Here is a 21571-nt window from a genome sequence, read left to right on the forward strand (position 1 = left end):
CCAACAGCTAGCGGGCGGGAGGTTTTGATGTCAAGAACGGCGGTTGAAGGCGCGGCTGCACGAGCGTTTGGGCTGGCGCCGCGCATCTTGCTAGAACCCTTGGAGATAGGTTCCAGCACTGGGAGCCGCGACAGCGGAGCGGTGTGCTGACTGTGGGCGGTGAAAAAATTGGGCAGACTCGACGGCAAGGTCGCATTCATCACGGGCAGCGGGTCCGGGATCGGGCAGGCCGCGGCAGTGCGCTTTTGCCGCGAGGGCGCGCAGGTTGTGGTGGCGGAGATTTCGCGCGAAAGCGGCGAGCGCACCGTCGCGATGGCGCGTGATCTCGGCGGCGACGCCACTTTTATCCATACCGACGTGACCGAGCCCGAGAGCGTCGAGCGCGCGATCGTCGCCACCGTCGCGACCTATGGCAAGCTCAATATCCTGTACAACAATGCCGGCGGCTCGACCGCGCAGGATGGCCCCGTCACCAAGGTCACGATTGAAGAGTTCTGGCGGACGATCAAGGTCGATCTGTACGGCACATTTCTGGCCTGCAAGTACGCGATTCCCGAGTTGATCAAGGCGGGCGGCGGCGCGGTGATCAACACCAGCTCGGTTGTGGCTCTGACCGGGATCAAGGGGCGCGACGCCTATACCGCAGCCAAAGGCGGCGTACTGGCGATGACCCGCTCAATGGCGGCGAACTACGCCAAACACAAGATTCGGGTGAATGCGATCGCGCCCGGCGCGACGCTTACCGCGCGGGTGCGCAAGCTGCTCGGCGATGATCCGGCCGGCGCCGCATTGGCTGACAACCATCTGCTCGGGATGGGTGAGCCCGAGGATATCGCGAACATGGCGCTGTTCCTGGCGTCCGACGAGGCGCGGATCATCACCGGCGCGGTTTTTCCCGTGGATAGCGGCTGGAGCGCCGTGTAAAGCGCTTCGCGCGGCGAACTTAGTGACGGAGGCGGATATGAGCTCGATACTGGAAGAGAAAGAGGCCATCCGCGACCTGATGTCGGAGTACTGCTTTTATGTCGACAACGGCGAATTTGAAAAGTTCGCCGCGCTTTTCGCGCTCGACGGAATTTTCGAGACCGGTCCTCTGGGCAAGCTCGAGGGCCGCCGGGCGATTCACGATTTTATCGCCGCGCACGTTCCCCGCGCCGGTGAGGGACCGGCGCGCAAGCACTGCACGATGAATCACCTGATCCGGGTCAACGGCGCCGAGGCGCGCGCCGACAGTTATATCGTGGTGGTGCGCGAGGCCGGCGACGGCATAATCGCGTCGCTCGCGGGACGCTATGAAGACCAACTCATCAAGGAAGCGGGCGCGTGGCGGTTCAAAGTCCGGAAGATCCACTTCGACATCTCGGGCGATCTCGGACTGAAGAAACCGGAAACCAGGTAAGGGCATGAGTGAGGCTCGCGCCAAACCGGTCCCGCTCGCCGATGAGCTCTCGGCGCCCTTCTGGGCCGCAGCCCGCGAAGGCCGCCTCGTCGTCCAGCGCTGTGTATGCGGCTACTACAACCATCCGCCGCGACAAGTTTGCGATCAGTGCCTTTCTCAGGAACTCAAGTTTGTGCCGGTCAGCGGGCGCGGCAAAATCTATTCATTCACGATTATGCATCAGCGGGACGTCGCCGGCTTCGAGAGCGAGGCGCCGTTTCTTAATCTGGTCGTCGAGCTTGACGCGCAACCGATGCTGCTGATGGTCGCAAATCTCCCGGCGGCTGAGCGCGACCGCGTCAGAATTGGCGCACCGGTTGAAGTGCAATTCGAGGATCGGGGAGGCGGCGCAGTCATTCCGCAGTTTCGTCTAGCGGATTGAGACAATTGGGAGGATTGAGCTGATGTGGGCAGGGCGCGGCAAGACCGCAATCGTGGGGATCGGCTATTCGGAGATTACCCGCCGCCCGCAAAAGCCGCTCGGGCTGCTCGCGCTTGACGCCTCCCGCGCCGCGATCGCGGACGCGGGTCTCGAGCCCGCTCAGATCGACGGCCTCGCCACCTATCCGGAATCACCCTTCGCGGGCGCCGGTAATCGCGACGGCGAAGAGGTGGTCAGCGTGATGTACCTCGTGAACCATCTCGCGCCGGCGCCGGAAATCCGCTGGTACGCGCAGATTGAGACGGGCATGATCGCGAGCCCGATGATCGAGGCCGTTAATGCGATTATTTCAGACGCCTGCGACTACGTGCTGGTCTGGCGCGCGCTTCATCGGCCCGTCGTACGCGCCACGGCGACGCGGCCGAGCGGCGCGCCGAGCTGGGCGGGCGAGGCGCAGTTCCTCGCGCCTTACGGCTGCAACTCGATTATCCAGTGGCACGCGCTGGCGTGGCAGCGCTATATGCATCGTTACGGCGCGACCGGCGAGGCGCTGGCGGCGCTCGCGCTCAACAGCCGGCGCAACGCGAATCTGAATCCGCGGGCCTTCTTCTACAAGGAGCCGATGACCCGCGAAGACTATTTCGCCTCGCGCTGGATCGCCGAGCCGCTGCGGCTGTACGATTGCGACGTGCCGGTCGACGGCTGCGTCGCGATGGTCGTGACGAGCGCGGAACGCGCACGCGATTTGCGCCATCCGCCCGCGTACATCGCGGGCTACGGACAGAACACTGCGCCGCGCCGCGCGCTGCTGCACTACGCGCTCGACGACTACATGGAGTGCGGCGGTTCGCTGGCGCGCAAGTTGTGGGCCTCGGCGGGCGCCGGACCGCGCGAGATGGACGCCGCGCAGCTTTACGACGGCTTCAATCCCTCGACGCTCTATTGGCTCGAAGCGGCGGGCTTTTGCCCGCGCGGCGAAGGCGAAGGGTTCGTGCAGGACGGGCGTATCGCGCTCGCGGGCGAATTACCGGTCAACACCTTTGGCGGCAGCCTGAGCGAGGGGCGGATGCATGGGATGGGGCATATAGCGGAGGCGGTGCGCCAGGTTACCGGGCGGGCCGAACAGCGTCAGATAGCCGGCGCCGAGCTGGTCTGTGCGATCGACGGCTCGCCGATGCTGCGGGGCAGCGGCCTCGTCGTGGCCAAGCACCCGTCATGAGCAATTATCTTCACGAGTATCTTTACGAAGTTCTGGAGCGGCTCATCGCTTTCGATACGGTGAGCGCGCACAGCGACGTCGCGGCGATGGAATATCTCGCCGATCATCTGGATCGCGCAGGATTCAGGACCGCGATCCACAAGAGCGAGATCGCTCGCGTCACGCAGGCCAACCTGGTCGCATGGGCGGGCTCGCCCGCGCCCAACGGCCTGATCATCTCGGGCCATCTCGACACGGTGCCGTTTGCGGGTCAGCCCGGATGGGAGCGCGATCCGATCCGGATGGAACGCACCGACGAGCGCATCTTCGGGCGCGGCACGACCGACATGAAGGGGTTTCTTGCGCAGTGCCTCGACGCGGCGCGCGAGCTCGATCAGGCGCGCTTGCGCCGCCCACTGGTGTTCATTTTCACGGCGAGCGAAGAGATCGGCGGGTTGGGCGCGCAGCGCGTAACGCCAGCGCTGCCCGATCTGTTGGGCGACCTGCCCTGCCCAGCCCTCGCCTGGATCGGCGAGCCGACTTCATACGCGATTCACGCGGCGCATAAGAGCGCCGTGGTGGTCGAGATCAAGGTGCGCGGACGGGGCGGACACAGCGGCGCGCCGCAGCAGGGGGCTAATGCGATCGCGGTCGCGGGCAAGGTGATCGAGGTGATCGGACGCTTGCAGGAAGAGCGCCGCGCGCAACCCGATCCGCAGTTCGCCGCGCTCTTTCCCGATTCGCCCTTCGACGTCATGAACTTCGGGACGATCAGCGGTGGCATCGCCGAGAACGTGATCGCGGAGCAGTGCACGCTGCGCATCAGTTATCGCACGCTGCCCGGGACTGATGCGCTGGCCCTGCGCGAGGAGATCGCGCGACGTTGCGCGGCGATCGAAACTTATGACTACGCCTCGCGCGACCATCGCGCGACGATCGAAGTCGGCGCAGCCAAGGTGATGCCCGCGATGGCCTCGCGGCGCGGCACGCTACTCGAACGGGCGCTGCTTGAGGTAACGGGTGAGCAGCAAGTCTCAGGCGCGCCGTTCTGCACCGACGGCGGATGGTTCGCGGACGGCGGCATCAGCTCGCTGATCTGCGGCCCGGGCGAGTATGCGCAGGCCCATCAGCCCAATGAATCGATCCCGCGCGCCGCCTTTGAACGCGGCACTGCGGTCGTCTTGCAGGTCGTCGCGAAGCTCTGCTGCTAGTCCTTAGCTCGTGGCTTCCCTCAGGAAGCCGAGCAGGATTCGATTGAACTCTTCGGGGCGCTCGAAATAGACCGAGTGGCCCGCGCCCGGCACTTTGACGAAACGCGCGTGCGGAATCCGCCGCGCGATGAGTTCCATCAGCGGCGGCGGCGCGATCACATCTTCTTCGCCGACGAGGAGCATCGTGGGGATGCGCTTGGCGATGACCTCATCCACTTGATGCTTCAGGCCCGTCAAGGTCGCGAGTAGATTCGGCGGGACATGCCGGTTAAGCCCGGAGATTTGCTGATAGAGAAAATGGCGCATGGGCTCGCGATGCGGGAAGCCGGCGGCGTAGGCGTGCGTCAGGATCTGCGTCAGTCCGCCCTTGCGCAGGTCGCTGAGCGCCGCGGCCTGCTCGCGGATGATCTCGGGATCGTCCACCCCGGCGGTGGTGTCGCACAGCACCAGCGCGCTGACACGGTCAGGATAGGCCGCGGCAAAGCCGAGCACCGTCCAGCCGCCCATCGACTGGCCGGCCAAGGCTGCGCGCTCCAGGCCAAGATGATCGAGCAGTTGGCGCAGATCTTCGACGAAAGCGTTGGCGCCAGGTCCGCCCTCGGCGTCGCGCGAATCTCCGAAGCCTCGATGATCAAAGGTGACGCAGCGGAACTGTCGTGAGAGTTCAGGCACCTGCTGCCACCAACTGAGATGGTTGCCGCCGCCGCCGTGCGCGAGCACCAGGGCCGGCCCCTCGCCATGGACCTCGTAGCAGAGATCGATTCCGTTGATTTTAGCCTGCGGCATCAGAAGGCCTCCTGCTGATTGGTGCCAGCTCGCGCATTCCTCGAGTCCGTGCTTCCTTCCTTCGGATGACTGCTCATTGGATATTGCTTTGAACGAACTCCCAATGTGACGTTTGGGCGAAGATCTCCCCTGTGCCGCTCACGAATGCGGCGTGCGCCGTCGGGTCGAGACCCAAGCGATCGGCCATCCATGCGGTGGGGTAGCCAAGGTAGCCATAAACACCGACTATGCAGGGCGCCGAGGTCGCGGTATCACAGCCTGGCTGGCCTGAAATATCATTGTGTGTAGGACCGATCAGTGTTGCGGTAATTTTCGGCACGGCGTTTGGTACTGCGGCGTAGAACGCGGCGAGCGACTGCTCGCCTACCTGCTGCGGCGGCTGCAACTGGGTTGGCGGCGAGATCGGAATATCGTTGGAGCCGTCGACGAAGAACACTGATCCCTGCGTGATGCTCGCAGTGTCCAGCACCTGATTCGGAGAGCAAAAGCAGAATTGCTGTCCGGGCAATTCGATTGGTATAACCGTCGAAATTTTCCCATTGGACGCGATCATCGCGCGAGTAGCGCCGCCAGCGCCCTGAGAGTGTCCCATCGCGCCAATATGGCTCGTATCGAGTTTGTTGAAAAAGATGCTGCTGGGATCGCTATTCGCTTGCACCATGAACTTCGCCGCATCCAAAATCGTCGTTCCGTCGCCGGTGAACCGATCCCTCGTCGCCACGATCACGAAGCCCCATGACGCCAAGTGACGCAGGAAGTACGAGACGCCGCTGGAGACCCCGCCGGTGCCATTACCCCAGGTGATTATCGGGTGCGGGATGCCCGCGGCTAGATTCGTAGGGTAGTAGAGGTCACACCGATTGCCTCTGTGGTCGCAGGGTTGAGAACTGACTCCTACAGTAACGGCCTGGGGACCAGGCGCCGCGTATTTCTTTTCGATGGTGCCGGTCGCGTGATCGTCGGTCGACGTGCAAGCGGCGAGCGCCAACGATGCAATCAGTAATACGAAGAATTTGTAACTGCCACGCGGCATCATGATTCGCTCCTCTAAAGATGAACACACCCTCGCGTCGCCATCGCCACAGACAGATGTCAGCGTCGTTGACCCGACGCACTTATTTTAGCCTTTATGCTCACCGAGCAATGAACCCACTTAAGTTTACGCTTGACGGAATTGCAAAGTCGTTCATCGGCTGTCCGGAAATCGCATCGACGACAACCTCGTCGCTCATAGTTCAGTGTGACGTTGTCTCTGCGCCTCAAGAAGCAGGTCAGCCGAATCTTCAGAAAAGCGCTGATGTTGTTCATCCCGCAACCTCTTGGCGCGCAGGATCATGCGGGAAACAATTTTGCCATCGGAACCTTTGGTAATGCTCTTGGCCTCGGGCACGGCTCGCTCAAATACGTTGGCAATGTAGGCCGATACAGCCACGCCCTGAGCGGCTGCCGCAACCTTGATGCGTCTCTTCAGCGCCGGACTTATATCGACGGTTAGTCGGGGTCTCGGGTGCGTTGATTTCTTCGAGGCGCCTTTCGTTGTCATCGTGAACCTCGGGAGAATTTCGGTAGTTGTCAAAATTGTTATGATTACAAACTATGATGATTGATCGAACTCATCGGGGAAATCGCTGCGACATCGGGAGGCAATTCGCGTCAGGGAACGCGAGTTTATGGTTTTTTGAATTGGTCGGGGTGGCCGGATTTGAACCGGCGACCACACGCACCCCAAGCGCAAACGACGATATGACTCATACGAATTATCCTTGTTGCATAAGGCTTTTGACTGAGCAATGCTAACTTGGGGATGATTCGTTTGAGTCATTGGTTTACCGTATAAAGCCCGCCAAAATTGTCAGATACGTGTCAGATGGATTTAGAGGTCGTCGTCCTCGATGAGATCGTTATCTTGGTACGATGGTACGATGTGGGCGCTGGGGAGCTGTAATTCGTATTTGGTCACTGGCGCAGCGCGCGAGATGGTCTGCGAAAGACGTTTCGCGACCGCTTCCGTGGTCGGAGTCATGCAGTACAAAGAGTGAGCGCCATACCATTGAGTCATCACTGGCTGCTTCTCATCGTGCACGTCGATGCGAATTAGCGGCCCGTTGAGGCGAACGTAGCCGCCAAGCTTGCGATGACCCATCAGTTCGAGAATCGCCCAGCCCTCGAACTCGAACGCCGAGACTTGTTCTTGTTCAGCCATTACTCGTCCCCTGCCGTTTTCCTGCCGCTTGGCCCGGTTTCCACTTCAAATAATGATCGATCAGCATCTGCAGATTCGCGTGGCCCATCTGCTCGGCGACCGCTTGGAGCTCCGCGCCTTCCTGCAGGAGCCGCGTCGCGAAGGTATGCCGGCACTGGTAGAACTCGCGATGCTTCACGCCGGCGCGCTTCAGGATCGCCGGCCAGTTCTTCGAGCTGAACCGCTGCGGACCGTGCGGCTGCGGCCGCGACGGACTCATCGGCCACAGCCAGACGAAGCGCAGCTCGGTCGCCGAAATCTGCGCGCGTAGAGCCGCATAGACGGCGTCCGTCATCACGAGGTCGCGCCGCGCGCGCTTATTCTTGACCGTGCCCTCGCCCCAGCGCGAGAAGGTCTGCCGGACCCGGACGATCCGGTTGCCGAGGTCGATATCCGCGCGCTTGAGCCCGAAATTCTCGTTCGGCCGCAGGCCCGTGCCGAACGCGACCACGACGACGTCAGCCTTGACCGCGCCGATTTCCACATCCGCGACAAAGCCGACGAACAGCACCACCGAGCCATACGCGGTCGCGTCGACGCTCGCCTGGCCATTCGTCAGCAGCGCCGGATTGAAGATGCGATTGACGGTCACCGTCGCGCCGTCGAAGAGCCCGGCCACCAGCGCCTGCTTGAGCGTCAGCCCCAGCGCGACGATCGGCGTCCCCAGCGCCGCGACCGTAATCGTGACGTCGTAGGCCGCCTCCCGCGACTGCCGCAGCGTCTGCTGCTTGATCGCCGTGCGGCTCACCGCCTGGTCGCCTTTGGTGTAAACGTTGCTGTTGAAAACCGTGTCGCGGTCGAGCGAGGACCAGCGCAGCACCTGGCCGGTGACCAGCGTGATCGCGTAGAGGTCCGCCGTCAGCAGTTGCGCGGTCGGCGACGCCAGAAGAGCCTGTAGCGCGGCGGTCGCAGCCTTCATCGTTCGCTTAAGCCGGGACCTCGAGCATCGCCCCGCGGATCGCGCCGCGCAGCGCGTTTACCAAGGCCCCCCGATTGTTCATCAATAAGCGCGCCACGCTGTCCCCGTCCGTGGCCTCGATATGAAAGTGATTGACGAAGGTGTGGCCGCCGCCTGCGCCACCCGCGCCTTCCTCACCGCCACGCGGAAACGCGCGCTGCACCCGCTCGCTCAGATGCGCCGGCAACACCATCTCGCGCGGATGCAAAATCGCGAAAGTCCCACTGTTGCCGACTGTCATACCACCCGCCGCCGAGGGCACAATGCCGCCGCTGGCGAACCCAAATGGCTTGACCCCGGCAGGTGAGCTGAACAGCGCGATGAGCGTAAGGAGGGTCGTATGGATTAGCGCCTGCGCCAGATGCAGTTCGGCAAGGGCGAAATGCGATACGGCGGTGGCCAGATGCGCCGCGCTGATCGCATGCAGCGGAATCAGGGCAAGCGTCATCGCGGTCTGCAGGATTTTTCCTAACGGCCCCAGGATGCCTTGCAAGGCGTTGTTCATGGCTTCGCCCTGAGCCGCGGCGGCCTTCGCTGCGTTCTGGGCCGCATTCCCTGCGCCCGCCGCAGCGCTACCGCCGGCAAGATTCCCGACTACATTCCCGAGCCCTTTGAAGGCCTCGCCGAACAGGCTCTTGACTGCTGGCTCAGCCGCTTTGAAGGCGTCACCGAAAAGCTTGTTGACCGCCCCGGTCGCCGCCGGCCCGCCGAAAATTGACGCGCCGATGCCCGCCAGGCCGCCGCCGGCGCCCTCCTTGCCGAAGAGCGCCGCGCCGAACGAACCTTCCTTGCCGCCGAGCAGTAAATCCTTGATCCCGCTCTTCGCGATCGAGAGCGCGATATCTTCGCCCATCTTGCGAAAGGCCTGCGTCGCCGTCTGCGTGCCCTGCGCCGAGCGTAAGACTCGCGTGTTCGAGCGTTTCCGCCCACTCCGCCGTCCCGAAAATCGCTTCGTTGAATGCTTCCTTGATCTTCGACGCAAATTCCTCGATTTGCAGCCCGCCGAAGACCCCGGCCGCGACCTCGCCGACCCGTTTCAGCGTATCGCTGAAATCATCCGCGGCTCCTTGGGCAGCCTTCATCCCCTCGGGCAGTTGTTCGACCGCGGCCTTCGCCTCGTCGAGCCCCGCCTTCAGCCCATCGTCGGTCGCGGTTATCTGGACATTAATTTGATCATCAGCCATCGATTTTCCCCGTTGGCGCTAAGCACACGCGCAGCGCTAGTTCTTGGGTAATTCGATCTTGCCCTGGACGTTGAAACCGGCCGCGCCGAAGGCCGCCAGCAGCGTATCCAGCGATTGCTCCTGCGGTTTGGCCGGCGCCTCGTAGCCGGCCAACGCCGCCGCCAGAATATGCGTCGCCGGATGCTCGCGCAGGTAGCCGTTGAGCGCGCGCACCTGCGGAATCGTCAGCTCGTTTTCGACGTAGCCCCACGTCCAGTGATAGCAGGCGCATAGATGAGCTATCAGGAAATCCCAGTCGCCGGCGTCGCTGGCCCGCCCTGCGGGCCCGCCACTTCCCCCGCGGCGGGTTCCTCGTCGTTGAAGCCATTGGCCTTGCGCAGCGCGATAAAGATCGGCATCAGGTCCCTGGTCTGCAGCTGCTCCTCGAGCAGCGCGCTCGTCAGCTCGGGATAGTTCGGCTCCAGCGCCACCAGCGCGACATGAATCAGGGCGTCGGTGAAGGCGGTCTGCTGCTCCGGCGTTTGATGGTCCACGCCCTTTTGCAGGACGTAACTATCGCCGATCATCAGCTTTTCGCGCCGGATATTCGACGGCGGCACGGTGAATTTTTGCCCCTTGAGGTCGATCTCGACGCCCTCAAGCAGCGGTTCGCGAATTTTTCCGGTGTAGAACGTCATAAGGCTCGATTCCGCTCGATACCCCCTTGCGGCGGTGTGATGCTTCGATTATTTGGTCCGGCGCACGCGAGTTGCTAGCGCCCTCTGCCCGCCGCCTCACAACCCCTCTTGTCGCATTACACTTGACATTATGTCGCTCGTTATGAATGATTCCGTGATCAAGAGCTTCAAGCACAAGGGCCGATCGTCGCGCGATTACCCGCCCGCCGACGCATCCTGGCGTGCTGTTTGCCCGCGATATTCTGCCGGCGATGGGCCGCCGCACTATCGGCGAAATCGCCCTCCTGCTCGGCGTGAGCCGGTAGACCCTTCATCGCGTGATGGCGGGCGATACGGCGATCAGTCCGGAGATGGCGGTCCGGCTGGGTAAGCTTTGCGGCAATGGCCCTGAGCTGTGGATGAATTTACAGGGCCGTTATGACCTGTGGCACGCGAACCGCAAGCTCAAGAAAAAGCTTTCTTCGATCCCGACTCTTCGCGAGTAGCACCAAAAAAGGCCCGGCGCGGCTCGCGCCGCCCGGGCCTAACCCCTCTCCCGCCCCCGCGCCTAAAAGAACGCGCCGGTGATGATTCCGAGGTTCAAACCGCCATCGGCGAACATCATGAAATCTAACTCCGGGTAGACGAAATCTGTCGTCTTGGTGGTGTAGCCGAGCTTGCTGCCAACCACCTGATTGAACTGAAAGGCCAGCTTGATATTCGAGCCGCCATAGACCGACTTCCCGATCAACTTCACGATCGGCTGCGTCCCCAGCAGATGACTCTGAATCAGAATCGATTGGTTGCTGCTGGCGTTCGGCGCGAAGGAATAATCTAGCAGCACCGCCTTGGTCGTATCGCCCGAATTGAAGGTGTAAACCCCGCTCGTCAGATTGACTGAGTACTGGCCCGCCGTCGGCGCATTCGCCACTGCCGTCAGATATTGTCCGCCCGCCGCGCCGGTGCCGCCGTAGCGCACGCCCAAATCCGTCATCGGATTGCCCGCGCTGATCGACGCCGAATTGGCGACCGTCACCTGATAGGGCGTGGCCGGAATCGTCGCCGCCTCGTCGTTGACCGGCACGACCTGATTGGCGCCGCCCGCCACCGGCGCGCCAGTCTCGCCAAAAAACGCCGAGTTCAGCAGCCCGATATTGACGTTGGCGAACTTCACCTTGCCGCTGACCTTGCCCGCGCCGCGGCCGATCGCCAGTGGATACTGATAGAGCGCGGTCAGCTCCTTGACCGGCGTGTCGATATCGAGCGTCATGTCCTGCAGCGTGAAGCGCTGCGGCGTCGGCGTCGCGATCGTATTGCCGTTGATATCCTGGAGCGGCACCACCCACAGGATTCCCGAGCCGAAAACAAACGGTTGCACCGACATCTATCGCCCCTCCTCCGCTACACGCCCAAACCAAGCTTGAGTCACAGCGCGACGATCACGATCCGCGCGACGATTTCGCTCTGATCTTCGAGCCCCTCGATAATCTGCACCGGCCCCTCGAACTTGACCGTGTAAACGCCGTTGAGCCCGAGATGCGGCGCCCATTCGTTGACCGCATCGGGCTCGATTGTCGCTTCGAGGCCGTCCATGATCGCGTTGATTCCCGTCGCCGGCACGGCGTTGGCGACATCCGACCCGCTGTTCAGATAGATCAGCACCTCGATGTGCAGCTCCCACGTTGTGGGCACGCCCTTTTTCGCCTTGTGCGGAATCTCCTGCCGCTGGATCATCAGCAGCGCCGGCATCTCCTCGGGCGCGTAATTGGCGTACTGATTCGGCCGCCGCGTGAAATTCCTGATGCCGGCGATTCCCTGCAGCTTGGCGAACAGCGTCGAATAGATCGTCTCGCGTGGCAGTTGCACTAGTAGAGCGCCTCCCGGCGCGTAACTTCGGCGGGCTAGCCATTGACCGCCTCGCCGACCGCGCCGCGCAGCCCGTCGGTGATCGCGCCTTCCATCTCGTGCAGCGACGACCGCAGATACGAGCGCTCCGGCAGATGCATCCGCATCGAATGGGCCGAGACATTAACCTCGCGTGGCGCAATCCGATGGCCGAACGCCTGCTCAATTCGCCGCACCGAAGTCCGCACCGCGACCAGCCCCTGAAAGCCGTATTCGTGCGCGGCCGCATAGCGCGCCGCGTCCAAATCCGCACCGACAATCCCGACGATTTCGCTGCCGCGATCTTCCACCCGCTGATTGATCGAGCGCCGCAGCGTGCCGGTGCGCGTCTTGAGCACCTGGCCCGAGAGCTTGTCGTTGCGCACGTAGTTCTGCAGCGCGATCGTCTGCCGCGCCATCTCGCGCAGTAGCCGCGAATGAATCTCCGGGCCGAGCCGCGTGAAGCGCGCGCGCACCTCGGCATCGCCGGTGAGTACGACCGAAATCATCTATTCTTCAGTCCAGGTAATCTCGACATCTAGCGACGTGCCCGCCGGCACCGCCGCGTTATTCCAGTTGAGCGCGAGCACCTGCGCGGTCCCGCGCAACACCCACGCCCGTTCATTCTGCAGGCCGGGCCGCCACTCGACCGTTGGTACTGGCGTTGCCGCGACCCCGAGCGCGAGTTTCTTCGCTCCCAGATTGCCGACCAGCGTGCCGGTCGTCGGATTGGCGCCGTAAGTCTGCACGGTGGCCGAGGCCCCCGCGTCGTTGGCGTCATGCGCGACAATCGTCGCCGCGGTCGGCGACCCGCCGGTATTTGCCGCCGAGCGTTTGATCGCCAGCACATCCGTCAACGCCACCGCCGTCGCGAGGCCCGTTACCGTGACCTTGGTCACGCGCACGGTCTTGCTTGCACTGCCGGTGATCGCCGCGAAATCAGTCGCCGTCGCCGCCGGCGTAAAGCCCAGAATCGCCGCGGTGTAGCTGGTCTTCTGACCCTCGCTCAAGACCTTGAGCTGATTCTGCGGATTGACCCCGACGGTTTGTACGTTCGAGCCATCGGTGCCCGCCGTGAGCACCGGATTCGCGACCACCGCCGCGCCCGCCGCCTGCCCGCCGATCACCGCGACGCGGCCCGCGCCGTCAGTCGCGATCGTCCGGACGTTGGTGCTGTCCGAACCTGCAATCAGGACCGGACTATCTTGCGGTGCGCTGCCTGGTGAGGCGGTTCCGCCGACTGTGATCTGCGCCATATGCTCTTCCTCCGCCTCAGCCCATCAATTCATCACCGGCGCAACTTGCCGGTAGGTTTGCAAAAGTTCTTCGACGCTCGCCGGCATCGACGTGCGTACATACTGAATCGTCTGCTCGCCGCCCATCCCGACCGAGAGCTGCCCGATATGCCCCTTCTCGCGCACGCGCAATCCGACCAGCTCGATACAGGCCTGCGTGAGATCGGGCGGCAGCGCGGTCGTGAGCCCGTTCGGAAAGGTCGCCGGAATCGCCGTCACGCCGAGATTCGCCCAGACGATCGCACCGTCCGCAGTCGTTCCGCCCGCCGACTGGTTGAAGCTCGGCCGCGAAGCCCCGGTCGCCCCGCCGCGCGTCGCGACATAAGCGAAGCCGCCGGCATTGTTCGACGTCGGTATGATTGTCCCGCCGAAGAACACCGCCTGCGTTCCGCCCGGCCAATCGGGCGTCAGCTGATTCGGTAGCGCATAGCCCGCCGCGTAATTGATTTGCACGTTCTGCGCCGCGCGCGTGAAGCGCGTCAGCCAATACATCGCCGAGTTCTGCCGGGTCCCACCGGCGGCTGCAGACAGATCGAGTCCTCGTCGAAGCTGTAGCCGGCGCTGAGCGCGTCTGGCGCCGGCGCGACCGTCACAGTATCCGCGACCAATGAATTGATCGCGAAAGCCGGCGGATTCAGTAGGCTCATCGCCGCCGTCCCCGAGCCGTTGCGCTTCTCGTTGTAGACCATCGCGAGCAGCGGCCGGTTGAGCCACGACGTGATGAAGCGGCTCGCCGCGGTAATCAGCCGCGCGAGCTGCGCATCGAGCGTCGTATCGGTGATATTCAGCCATGCCTTCGCGTCTGCAAGCGCGCACAGATCTGTCGGATCCCCGGCCATCGACTAGGCCGCAGGCTGATCCGCCTCGCCGTTCTTCTTGACTTTCTTCGCCCCGGTCGCTTCGGCGAGCTTGGCTTCGAGCGCGTCAATTCGCTGCTGCAGCGCGGCATTGCCGGCATCTGCGCCTGGCGTCATCATCGCCGTCAGCCGATCAACCCCGTGCAGCATGATCTGGTTCATCGGCACGCCGAGGTCGAGCAGCTCCTGTATGCGCGCGCGTTTGCGCTCGTCGGAGGCGGCCTTCTCCGCGTTGACCGCGATCTCGACCATCCGCGCCGTGGCGACGCCGGTGGGCGACCAGCCATGGCCCTCGAGCAGATGCGCCACCTTGTCGGGCACATTGACGACGTCGCGTGAGCCTTCGTGGCGCACTTCGTAGGGCGTGCCATCGACGCTGAGATCGACACCGCCGTACTTGCCGCCGTTCAGCACAAATACCAGTTCCATAAAAATCGCTCCCTTTTTTCCTTACGAGCAGACCAGATTGGCCGAGCAGCTATAGCTCGGCGCGGTGCAAGACGAAGTCGTGGCGGTCTGCTCGAGTGCGATCGTGTCGTTGTAGGCAAAGACCAGCGTCTCGTTGGCGCTGGCGAGCGTAGCGACCGCCGTGGTCGGCGAAACCGCCGTGCCGGTAGTCGTCGCCGTGATATCGCCGACATTGATCGTCGGCCCGGTCGTGCAGGCGCCGGTCAATATCGCCGTGCAGATAAGTTTGCTGAACGTGCCGGCGCACGGCGCCGCGAACGGCTTCACCGCAGCATTGCCCAAGCCGCCCAGCGCGCCATCCCAGCTGATCGAGAAAGGCTCGCCGGTGAGCATCTGGAAGCCGGCCGCCAGCAGCCGCATGATGTCTTTGCCGGTATAGTCGCACTGTGTCCCGGCCGCGCAAGCGCCGCCGATCGGATTCGCGACTTGAATCGTCACCAAGCCGTTGGCGCCGACCGTCACCACGCCGTTGTTCTGCAGCTGCATCGTGGTGCCCAGCGCATTCGGCGGGGCTTTGAAAGTCAGGGTCTGATTAGCCGCCAGTACCGGCGCGCTCAGCGACAACAGGCACGCCGCCGCAGCGAGCGTGAGATTGCGAATTGCCTTGATCATGTTTTCCCTCTGCCTCTGCGTGCGGCGCTTTAGTTGTTCCCCAGATTCGAGATCATCCCGAAGGCCGGCGTGAAGTGATTTTTGAACGCGCCGTCCCAGTAAAAACCGCTCTGGTACTGACGCGTCGAGAGCGGCCAATCGATCTGATAGAAGCCTTGGCGTTCCTCGAATTCCAGAAGGTTCGTCACATTCGCCATCGGATACGGCACCCGCGAGCTGGCAAACATCACCGTTCCAGCCGGCACCCACGGATGAACCTCGATCGACACATCCTCATTCGTGTACTTATTGTGGTAGGCGGTGATCCGCCGGCCGACCACGATATTCTGCGCGTTGTATTCGAGACTGGTCCGGAACAGCGAGGTCGAACCCGCTGCCTGCTGCAGAATCTTCTTGGTTATATTGGCGATTTCCTGCGAATTCATCAGGATATAGCCGCCCTTGAAGCCCAGCCGGAAATTTTCCCAGCGATCTTTGAACAGCGCGTCGAACTCGACGATCCCGCCGGCGTTGTCGCCGGTCAGGCCGTTGCCGCCGCCGATCGTCCCCGCGCCGCCGCCCGCACCGACGCCGTTGCCGGTGTACTTCACGTAGCTGTTGGAGACCGCACCGAAGGTCGAACCGGTCATCTGCGTGATTAGCCCGTCAGGGATCAGACCGTCTTTCGAGTTATCCGCCGTCAGCGAGCTCGCGAGCTGCACGCCGGTCGGATTCGCCTTGAGCTCGATTCCCGCGATCGTAGTGATCGCGCCCAGCGTCTCGGTGCCGACGCCGCCCCAGAACCAGGCATAGGCGACCGCGCCCGAAACCGGCGCGACACTCGCCAGCGCCGTGTGACTCGCGGTCAACGACAGCGTTGCGTTGGCGGAGGGCTGCGCGCTGCCCCCGCCAAAAGCGATGCTGCTGCCGTCCAGGTTCTGGCGGACGATGCGGCCCGGCACCACCGTCGCCGACGTCACAGGATTGTTCGGCACCGCGCGCAGGTAGCCGTCGTTGGTCAGCGCGACGCAAATCACCGAGAGCGTGCCGCCGCCCTGCGACATGGTGCCGCCCGAGCTCGCGCCGTCGGTCACCGTCGGCGTCGGACTGATTCCCAGCGCCAGCGAGGAGTTGCCGCCGATCACCATCTTTTCCTGCTTGATCATCAGCGCGCGCAGCCCCGACTGGCTCGCAATCGCCAGCGGCTCCGGCGTTAGCTGGCCCGCCTCGTAGCGGGTTTCGAAATCGACCGGCACCTCGACGCCCATGCCATAGAAGGGCGAGAAGAGGTCGTTGCTGTTCATGCGCATCGCGCCCGCGCGCTGCCCGCGCCCGACGCCCCCCGCGACCGAGTCCGGGTCAATCGACGTGATCGTCTTCCAATGAGCCGCCGCGCCGCCCTTCGACTGCACCCGGGCAATCGGCGCGATCCCGCGCTCGGCATTGCCCGCGATCAAAGGCACCTGCTCGAGGTAAGGATAGAGAAACATGATCGTCGGGTTGAGGTTGTACCAGACCACCTGCTGGCCATTGACGCCCTGCGTAAAGGCGTCCTTCTGCAGCAGATCGCCGACGCCTTTCGACAGCCTGTCGAGCAGCCGCGGGTCGGCGCTGATCGCCTCGACCAATTCCTGAATTGCGTTTCCGTTCATTTGCTCCCCTTCCGCCTCTCCTCAACCTCGTAAAAAAATTAAAAGCCCAGCGCGCCCGCACGATCACTCGCGCAGACGGCCGGGCTCGATTCCGCTCGATACCCGAACTATTTATAACGTCGCCTGGTCAGCTTCCGCCTTGAGCTGCGACATCCGCTGCGGCTGCGCATAAGCCTTGGTCAGCGCCGTGCGAAAGGCCTCCGGATGCTTCGGGTCGAGTTTCGACAGATCGATATCCGCCGCATTCGCCCCGAGGTTCCCCGCTTCGCGCGCCAGATGCTCCGCGCCTTCGCCCTTTTGCACCGTGCGCAGGAAGCTGCCGCCGATTTGCGCCTTCGGCTTGATCGGCTGATTCCCCAGCGCATCGACCTGGCCTTTCAGGTAGATGTTCTCTTTCTCCAGTTCGGCGCTCTTTTCGGTCGCCGCCTTGAGGTCGCCGCGCAGGCTTTCCATCTGCTTGCTAAAATTCGCCGTCGCCTCGCCCACCGCCGCCTTGACCAGATCCTTGAGCTGGCTGGCCTTGGCCGGCGAATCCGCATCGCCAGGACTCTTGTCGTCGGCCTCGCCGAATTCGACCGCATCGGCCATCGTCGCATCCATCTTCGCCATGTGGTTCATGCCGGCGTTGAAATGCGTCGTGCCGTCTTCATAGTCGCCTTTGCCGAAGCAGCCGTCAGCCTTGTCCATGCACTTCTTCATATTGTCGAAGTGCCCCTTGCTGGCCATGCTGAGCTTCTTTTCGACCTTGCCGTCTTTGAGCCCGGCCACCGCCTGCTTCACCAATTCCAGAGCCTCTGCGCTGAGCGCCATGTCGGTTTCTCCCTTGCGCCATTCGTCGATATCCTCGGCGGTTACATCGGCGAGAATTTGCTGAATTTCTTGTTTGACCGGATCGGCGGCGACGGCTTTGTCGGTCGCAATCGAGGCCCCGGGCGTGCGCTCGCGCAGCCCGAAGAGTTTCTCGAAGAAGCCGCGGATAATTCCGCGCTCGGCCGGCGGCGCCTGCGCGATCAGCTCATCGAGCACCGGCTTCGCGGCCTCGCGCTTCGCCAACTCGACCTGATTGATCGTCGATTTCGAGTTTGCCGGATGGTCCACGAAGCTGACCTCGGAGAATCGGGCGTCCGTAATCTTGCCGGCTGTGATGCGTTTAGTCGGCACCGTCAGGCTGCCTCTCTGAGCACGACGCCGTTTTCATCGACTTCGACCTCGACGGTTTGACGGCCGCCTGGGTTGATGCTGCCGCCGACCGAGCAACCGGTTAAAAGACCGACCTTCAACTTGACGATCGTTTCTCTGCTGTCGCCGACATTCGGCACATGGACCCGCATAAAGGCCGCCGGCGTCTTGGTCTCCGGATGCTCCGCCATCCACCATCCCGGCTGCTCACCGTCGAGTTTGCCGATTGTCGGTTGACGAATCGTCCCCACCGGTTTCGACGGATTGTGCTGCTCACGGATATTCCCGAACGGCGCCCAATCGGTCATTGCCTTTGCCAGCGCCTCAGGGGTGAAATACTCGCCGTCCGAGTCGATAAAATCGCTCACGTTCGCGATGCAGGTAACCAGCAACGCGCCGTCCGGCAGCTCGTCGATCTTGCAGACCGGCAACCATAGCCGGAAATCATCGCGACTCGATTTCAGCAGCTCGCCCTTCAGCACCTTGGCCGTTTTGGTCGAGCCGTTGTCGCCCGCTTCGAGGCATTTGCCGAGCCCGGTCGAAGCGTCCTCGGCGTGCGCCGAGGCCTTCGCCAGATGGCCGCGCAAGTCCTTGTGCCGCGCAATCATCTGCGCGCCGTTCTGCTCGCGATCGGCCTGATGGAGCGCCGCATGACTCTCGGCCGCCATCTTGAGCTCGTGGCCCATTCCGCCCGACGCCGCTTTCGCCGCTTCGAACGCCGGGTTACCGTCGTAGCCTTCGCGGCCGATCAAGCTATCGACGTGCTTTTTGCCCATCGCGTGCTGCGCGGTGGCTTGGCCGATCTCGAAGGCGGCCTTCGACAGCTGCGCGCCGGCCATCTTCTCGACCCCGCCGCTCGCATCCTCCCAGCCGTCCAGATGCTCGCCCGCCGCGGCGACGTGATTCGCCGCCGCCTTGTAATGGCTGCGTGCGTGGTCGGCCTGTTCCGCATCACTGATCAATCGCTGCTCCCCGCAAAGCAAAAGCCCCGGCAGGATTTCTCCCGACGGGGCTCGATTCCGCTCGATATCCTGCTCTTTGCCTAGAATTATCTCTTCACCGCGATCTGAGTGTCAACGCCCGCCTTTCAGCGCGCCGGCCGCCCAAACCAATTGTGCCCGCCGGCCCCGAGCGCCACGTCTTCGTTATAGAGCCAGGTCATCTGATTCGTGTTCCAGTTCACGTCCGTCGCGTAAAACTCCTGGTACTGCGTATTCTTCTGGATCGCGATATTCGCCGCGCCGGTAAAGTGCGGATTGTCAGTGAAGACCGCGCCGGCTTGAAGCCCCACCAGCGCGGCCACCGGCACGAAGACGTACGCCGTCTCCGGATGGGTCGCCGAGGGCGCGAGGCCGTTGTTCTGCACTGCGTAAGGCTGCGCGCCTGAATTGACGATCCCCGATTGCACCATCAGCACCGGCACATTCGGTCCGGGCTTGTCGAACTGCTGCGCCGCAATGATATTGCCGTTGAGGTCGACCGGCGGATAGACCGTCGGCAGCAGCATATGCGCAATCGGTACGCCGGGCCACGCCGCATAGTAGGCGGTATCGAGCGCGTTGATCGCGCCGATCGCGGTGTTCGGCGTGTAAAAATAGGGCGCCGCGATCAGCGCCGCGGCGTCGTTCGGCGCCGCGCAGCTGCACGGATCGGCGCCGCACGCGCTCACGCACTGCGCGCCGTAGCCCGAGCAGGTGAAGGTATCCGCCACCGTGCCATCGCGCGGCAGACGGGTCTCGTCGTCGTTCAGCACCTCGCCGGTATTGTTGACGCGCAAAATCGCGGCCGCGCCGCCGTCGAGTACGATCCGCGCCTTGATATCGCGGATCACCTGCGCGGCGTCGGCGATCCAGGTCGAATTCCACGGAATGATATACTGGATATTGTCGCACGCCACGATCGGCGTCCCGAACTGCGTGGGATTTCCGCCGAAAGCATACTTCGTCGTGTAGATCGCGCCGCTGATCCCCGCCAGCCGCGTCAGCTCGCAATCCGGCGCCGATTGACCGCCGAGCTGGATATCCAGCGCCCCTTTGATTCCCGCCGCCACCATGTTGCCGATAATCGTGTCGAGCTGTCCCCAGTTATAGGTATTCGGGTTGCACCCGCTCCACAGCACGCGGCCGTTGATGCGGATCAGACAGCCGACCGCGCCCGGCTGCAGAAAGCCCAGCTGGCAAGTCGTCGTATCACCCGGCTGGCCGACCTGCCACGGTCCGATATTCTGCGTCACGATCGGCGGCGCCGGGAGCGCCGGTGAATCGTCAGAAAGCAGCGCGATAAAGCCGCCCTCCGCGTGCGCCGTCGCCGTCACCCACGAAAACGCCGGAGCAAAACGGCCGGTCGCCGAAACGATCTGGTAGACGCTGTCATAGGTCCGATCGATCGTCGCCAGATGATAACCGTGAAACGCCGTCCAGGGTGCGCCGGGCAGGGTAACCGCCTCGCCGCCGACGTTGTGACTGGCGATCGCTTCCACCAGATCCGCCGGATTGCGCGTCGGTACGCCGAGATAAATACCGCCGTGCGTCGGCCCGAGCGTGAGCGCAGCCGCCGCATTAACCCGGCTGGTATAGGTCGTATCGACCCGGCACAGCGCCGCGTCCGAGACCTCGTGCATCGACGCCAGCGCCGCGCCGCCACCGCTATAGGCGACCGTCGCCGCCGTCCCGGGCGTCACCACTTTGCCGCAGAATTGATAGATATGACTGTTATACGCGCTGCCCGAATCGTAAACCGTCACCCAGCTCGCGCCCTGCCCGCTGACCGACGCGACCCCGGTCGAGATATTCAACACCACGTCGACCAGCACGGCATTCCCGACCGTCGACGTGGCGGGCAGATTCACGCCGCCGCCGCCGCTGCCCGCAGCGAATCTGACCGGCGTCGTCGCGTCCTGCACGATGCCGATTGTCGCGCGCGCGCCGCGCTCAGCACTAGCAGCAGCGCGATAGTCACGGCCCGCCGCAATCTATTCATCGCCGCTGCAGGCCCCGATCAGCACCACGCCGGAGGATTCGTCATCGACTTGGCAAATCCTGCGTTTGCCCGTCGCCGGCAGCCCCCACGAAGCATCCTTGTGAAAATTCGTTCCCAGCGTCACGCCGGTCAGTGCGGCCCCCGAGTTGTTGAAGACGTCGAGCATCCAATGCGATCCGGCGAGCACGTTGGTCGGATTCGCGATCACGGTCGCGGTATTGTCCGCGAAGATCAGATTGACGAAGTTGCCCGCGCCGGCCGCCAGATTGATTGTCGCCAGCGTGCCGCTGGTCTCGGTCAGGGTTTGCGAGCCGATCTGATTCAGCGGCGCGTCGCAGCCCGGCCCGTTGGTGCCATCGTTGATCTCAAACTCGAAACCCGGGCACGAGCCGATCTCGGCCAGCGGCGCCGGATTGTTCAGCGCCGGCGGCGCGTTCTCGATCCAGATGTTGCGATCGCTGTAATAGACGAGTGTCCTGAGTCTAAAGAACGTTTACAAAATCGAGCGACGGAGTCGAGGATTTGGTCGGCGGTTTTGGTCCAGATGAAGGGTTTGGGATGCCGGTTGTTGATTTCGAGATAACGGCGGATGGCGTCCTCGAGTTCACGGG

At 63.2% G+C, this 21571-nt stretch carries 29 protein-coding genes; 6 read left to right on the forward strand and 23 right to left on the reverse strand.

What is annotated here, in order from left to right:
- Positions 1–168: 168 nt before the first annotated feature.
- The 5 genes from VKS22_13160 to VKS22_13180 are packed head-to-tail and all read left to right on the forward strand — an operon-like array spanning position 169 to position 4229.
- Positions 169–924, forward strand: coding sequence for an SDR family oxidoreductase (locus VKS22_13160; protein HLW71558.1), 756 nt, complete (start codon positions 169–171; stop codon positions 922–924).
- Positions 925–961: 37 nt separating this feature from the next.
- A complete protein-coding gene (locus tag VKS22_13165) occupies positions 962–1399 on the forward strand; it encodes a nuclear transport factor 2 family protein (protein ID HLW71559.1) in 438 nt (145 codons plus the stop codon).
- Between the two features lie 4 nt (positions 1400–1403).
- Positions 1404–1820: an OB-fold domain-containing protein gene (locus VKS22_13170; protein HLW71560.1), complete on the forward strand. Its 417-nt coding sequence runs from the start codon at positions 1404–1406 to the stop codon at positions 1818–1820.
- Positions 1821–1842: 22 nt separating this feature from the next.
- Positions 1843–3039, forward strand: coding sequence for a hypothetical protein (locus VKS22_13175; protein ID HLW71561.1), 1197 nt, complete (start codon positions 1843–1845; stop codon positions 3037–3039).
- Complete coding sequence (locus VKS22_13180; GenBank protein ID HLW71562.1) at positions 3036–4229, forward strand: M20 family metallopeptidase; 1194 nt, start codon at positions 3036–3038, stop codon at positions 4227–4229. The genes VKS22_13175 and VKS22_13180 overlap by 4 nt, the downstream gene beginning before the upstream one ends.
- A 3-nt stretch (positions 4230–4232) precedes the next feature.
- On the opposite strand, the gene VKS22_13185 is transcribed toward VKS22_13180, so the two are convergent.
- The 9 genes from VKS22_13185 to VKS22_13225 form a co-directional block, all read right to left on the reverse strand.
- On the reverse strand, positions 4233–5015 hold the full coding sequence (locus tag VKS22_13185; GenBank protein ID HLW71563.1) for an alpha/beta fold hydrolase: 783 nt from the start codon (positions 5013–5015) through the stop codon (positions 4233–4235).
- A gap of 73 nt (positions 5016–5088) precedes the next feature.
- A complete protein-coding gene (locus tag VKS22_13190; GenBank protein ID HLW71564.1) occupies positions 5089–6051 on the reverse strand; it encodes a hypothetical protein in 963 nt (320 codons plus the stop codon).
- Positions 6052–6243: 192 nt separating this feature from the next.
- Complete coding sequence (locus VKS22_13195; protein HLW71565.1) at positions 6244–6558, reverse strand: hypothetical protein; 315 nt, start codon at positions 6556–6558, stop codon at positions 6244–6246.
- A gap of 330 nt (positions 6559–6888) precedes the next feature.
- Positions 6889–7218, reverse strand: coding sequence for a hypothetical protein (locus VKS22_13200; GenBank protein ID HLW71566.1), 330 nt, complete (start codon positions 7216–7218; stop codon positions 6889–6891).
- Positions 7211–8176 carry a tyrosine-type recombinase/integrase gene (locus VKS22_13205; GenBank protein HLW71567.1) on the reverse strand — a complete coding sequence of 322 codons (966 nt, stop codon included), beginning with the start codon at positions 8174–8176 and terminating at the stop codon, positions 7211–7213. The genes VKS22_13200 and VKS22_13205 overlap by 8 nt, the downstream gene beginning before the upstream one ends.
- Before the next feature lie 7 nt (positions 8177–8183).
- A complete protein-coding gene (locus VKS22_13210) occupies positions 8184–9068 on the reverse strand; it encodes a hypothetical protein (protein HLW71568.1) in 885 nt (294 codons plus the stop codon).
- 367 nt (positions 9069–9435) lie between these two features.
- Positions 9436–9612, reverse strand: coding sequence for a hypothetical protein (locus VKS22_13215; GenBank protein HLW71569.1), 177 nt, complete (start codon positions 9610–9612; stop codon positions 9436–9438).
- A gap of 68 nt (positions 9613–9680) precedes the next feature.
- On the reverse strand, positions 9681–10076 hold the full coding sequence (locus VKS22_13220; GenBank protein ID HLW71570.1) for a hypothetical protein: 396 nt from the start codon (positions 10074–10076) through the stop codon (positions 9681–9683).
- A gap of 167 nt (positions 10077–10243) precedes the next feature.
- Complete coding sequence (locus VKS22_13225) at positions 10244–10390, reverse strand: hypothetical protein (protein ID HLW71571.1); 147 nt, start codon at positions 10388–10390, stop codon at positions 10244–10246.
- A 6-nt stretch (positions 10391–10396) separates the two neighbouring features.
- Here VKS22_13225 and VKS22_13230 point away from each other — a divergent pair, with 6 nt between their 5' ends.
- Positions 10397–10561 carry a HigA family addiction module antitoxin gene (locus VKS22_13230; GenBank protein HLW71572.1) on the forward strand — a complete coding sequence of 55 codons (165 nt, stop codon included), beginning with the start codon at positions 10397–10399 and terminating at the stop codon, positions 10559–10561.
- Positions 10562–10623: 62 nt separating this feature from the next.
- Here the strand turns inward: VKS22_13230 and VKS22_13235 are convergent, their stop codons facing one another.
- The 14 genes from VKS22_13235 to VKS22_13300 all read right to left on the reverse strand — a co-directional run.
- Entirely contained in the window at positions 10624–11439 is an 816-nt protein-coding gene (locus VKS22_13235) for a hypothetical protein (protein ID HLW71573.1), read from the reverse strand.
- Between the two features lie 41 nt (positions 11440–11480).
- Positions 11481–11921 (reverse strand): hypothetical protein, encoded by a 441-nt coding sequence (locus VKS22_13240; protein ID HLW71574.1) that lies wholly within the window; start codon positions 11919–11921, stop codon positions 11481–11483.
- Between the two features lie 35 nt (positions 11922–11956).
- On the reverse strand, positions 11957–12448 hold the full coding sequence (locus VKS22_13245; protein HLW71575.1) for a hypothetical protein: 492 nt from the start codon (positions 12446–12448) through the stop codon (positions 11957–11959).
- A complete protein-coding gene (locus VKS22_13250) occupies positions 12449–13195 on the reverse strand; it encodes a hypothetical protein (protein ID HLW71576.1) in 747 nt (248 codons plus the stop codon).
- 24 nt (positions 13196–13219) lie between these two features.
- On the reverse strand, positions 13220–13726 hold the full coding sequence (locus tag VKS22_13255) for a hypothetical protein (protein HLW71577.1): 507 nt from the start codon (positions 13724–13726) through the stop codon (positions 13220–13222).
- Positions 13714–14073: a head-tail connector protein gene (locus VKS22_13260; GenBank protein ID HLW71578.1), complete on the reverse strand. Its 360-nt coding sequence runs from the start codon at positions 14071–14073 to the stop codon at positions 13714–13716. The genes VKS22_13255 and VKS22_13260 overlap by 13 nt, the downstream gene beginning before the upstream one ends.
- A gap of 3 nt (positions 14074–14076) precedes the next feature.
- Complete coding sequence (locus VKS22_13265) at positions 14077–14520, reverse strand: hypothetical protein (GenBank protein ID HLW71579.1); 444 nt, start codon at positions 14518–14520, stop codon at positions 14077–14079.
- 21 nt (positions 14521–14541) lie between these two features.
- Positions 14542–15171, reverse strand: coding sequence for a hypothetical protein (locus VKS22_13270; protein HLW71580.1), 630 nt, complete (start codon positions 15169–15171; stop codon positions 14542–14544).
- 29 nt (positions 15172–15200) lie between these two features.
- On the reverse strand, positions 15201–16802 hold the full coding sequence (locus VKS22_13275) for a hypothetical protein (protein HLW71581.1): 1602 nt from the start codon (positions 16800–16802) through the stop codon (positions 15201–15203).
- Between the two features lie 111 nt (positions 16803–16913).
- Positions 16914–17963: a hypothetical protein gene (locus VKS22_13280; GenBank protein ID HLW71582.1), complete on the reverse strand. Its 1050-nt coding sequence runs from the start codon at positions 17961–17963 to the stop codon at positions 16914–16916.
- 2 nt (positions 17964–17965) lie between these two features.
- Entirely contained in the window at positions 17966–18943 is a 978-nt protein-coding gene (locus VKS22_13285; GenBank protein ID HLW71583.1) for a hypothetical protein, read from the reverse strand.
- 125 nt (positions 18944–19068) lie between these two features.
- Positions 19069–20883 (reverse strand): hypothetical protein, encoded by a 1815-nt coding sequence (locus tag VKS22_13290; protein HLW71584.1) that lies wholly within the window; start codon positions 20881–20883, stop codon positions 19069–19071.
- A 69-nt stretch (positions 20884–20952) separates the two neighbouring features.
- Complete coding sequence (locus VKS22_13295) at positions 20953–21168, reverse strand: hypothetical protein (GenBank protein HLW71585.1); 216 nt, start codon at positions 21166–21168, stop codon at positions 20953–20955.
- 209 nt (positions 21169–21377) lie between these two features.
- On the reverse strand, positions 21378–21571 hold a 194-nt coding region (locus tag VKS22_13300), incomplete at its 5' end, for a hypothetical protein (GenBank protein HLW71586.1).

It is taken from the genome of Candidatus Binataceae bacterium (genome assembly GCA_035308025.1).
Taxonomy (GTDB): domain Bacteria; phylum Desulfobacterota; class Binatia; order Binatales; family Binataceae; genus JAJPHI01.

Excerpts from the sequence above, each read along its gene's own strand:
- VKS22_13165 (HLW71559.1), top strand. The coding sequence starts at position 962 with ATGAGCTCGATACTGGAAGAGAAAGAGGCCATCCGCGACCTGATGTCG.
- VKS22_13170 (HLW71560.1), top strand. The coding sequence starts at position 1,404 with ATGAGTGAGGCTCGCGCCAAACCGGTCCCGCTCGCCGATGAGCTCTCG.
- VKS22_13175 (HLW71561.1), top strand. The coding sequence starts at position 1,843 with ATGTGGGCAGGGCGCGGCAAGACCGCAATCGTGGGGATCGGCTATTCG.
- VKS22_13180 (HLW71562.1), top strand. The coding sequence starts at position 3,036 with ATGAGCAATTATCTTCACGAGTATCTTTACGAAGTTCTGGAGCGGCTC.
- VKS22_13185 (HLW71563.1), bottom strand. The coding sequence starts at position 5,015 with ATGCCGCAGGCTAAAATCAACGGAATCGATCTCTGCTACGAGGTCCAT.
- VKS22_13190 (HLW71564.1), bottom strand. The coding sequence starts at position 6,051 with ATGATGCCGCGTGGCAGTTACAAATTCTTCGTATTACTGATTGCATCG.
- VKS22_13195 (HLW71565.1), bottom strand. The coding sequence starts at position 6,558 with ATGACAACGAAAGGCGCCTCGAAGAAATCAACGCACCCGAGACCCCGA.
- VKS22_13200 (HLW71566.1), bottom strand. The coding sequence starts at position 7,218 with ATGGCTGAACAAGAACAAGTCTCGGCGTTCGAGTTCGAGGGCTGGGCG.
- VKS22_13205 (HLW71567.1), bottom strand. The coding sequence starts at position 8,176 with ATGAAGGCTGCGACCGCCGCGCTACAGGCTCTTCTGGCGTCGCCGACC.
- VKS22_13210 (HLW71568.1), bottom strand. The coding sequence starts at position 9,068 with ATGGGCGAAGATATCGCGCTCTCGATCGCGAAGAGCGGGATCAAGGAT.
- VKS22_13220 (HLW71570.1), bottom strand. The coding sequence starts at position 10,076 with ATGACGTTCTACACCGGAAAAATTCGCGAACCGCTGCTTGAGGGCGTC.
- VKS22_13225 (HLW71571.1), bottom strand. The coding sequence starts at position 10,390 with ATGAAGGGTCTACCGGCTCACGCCGAGCAGGAGGGCGATTTCGCCGAT.
- VKS22_13230 (HLW71572.1), top strand. The coding sequence starts at position 10,397 with ATGGCGGGCGATACGGCGATCAGTCCGGAGATGGCGGTCCGGCTGGGT.
- VKS22_13235 (HLW71573.1), bottom strand. The coding sequence starts at position 11,439 with ATGTCGGTGCAACCGTTTGTTTTCGGCTCGGGAATCCTGTGGGTGGTG.
- VKS22_13245 (HLW71575.1), bottom strand. The coding sequence starts at position 12,448 with ATGATTTCGGTCGTACTCACCGGCGATGCCGAGGTGCGCGCGCGCTTC.
- VKS22_13250 (HLW71576.1), bottom strand. The coding sequence starts at position 13,195 with ATGGCGCAGATCACAGTCGGCGGAACCGCCTCACCAGGCAGCGCACCG.
- VKS22_13255 (HLW71577.1), bottom strand. The coding sequence starts at position 13,726 with ATGTATTGGCTGACGCGCTTCACGCGCGCGGCGCAGAACGTGCAAATC.
- VKS22_13260 (HLW71578.1), bottom strand. The coding sequence starts at position 14,073 with ATGGCCGGGGATCCGACAGATCTGTGCGCGCTTGCAGACGCGAAGGCA.
- VKS22_13265 (HLW71579.1), bottom strand. The coding sequence starts at position 14,520 with ATGGAACTGGTATTTGTGCTGAACGGCGGCAAGTACGGCGGTGTCGAT.
- VKS22_13270 (HLW71580.1), bottom strand. The coding sequence starts at position 15,171 with ATGATCAAGGCAATTCGCAATCTCACGCTCGCTGCGGCGGCGTGCCTG.
- VKS22_13275 (HLW71581.1), bottom strand. The coding sequence starts at position 16,802 with ATGAACGGAAACGCAATTCAGGAATTGGTCGAGGCGATCAGCGCCGAC.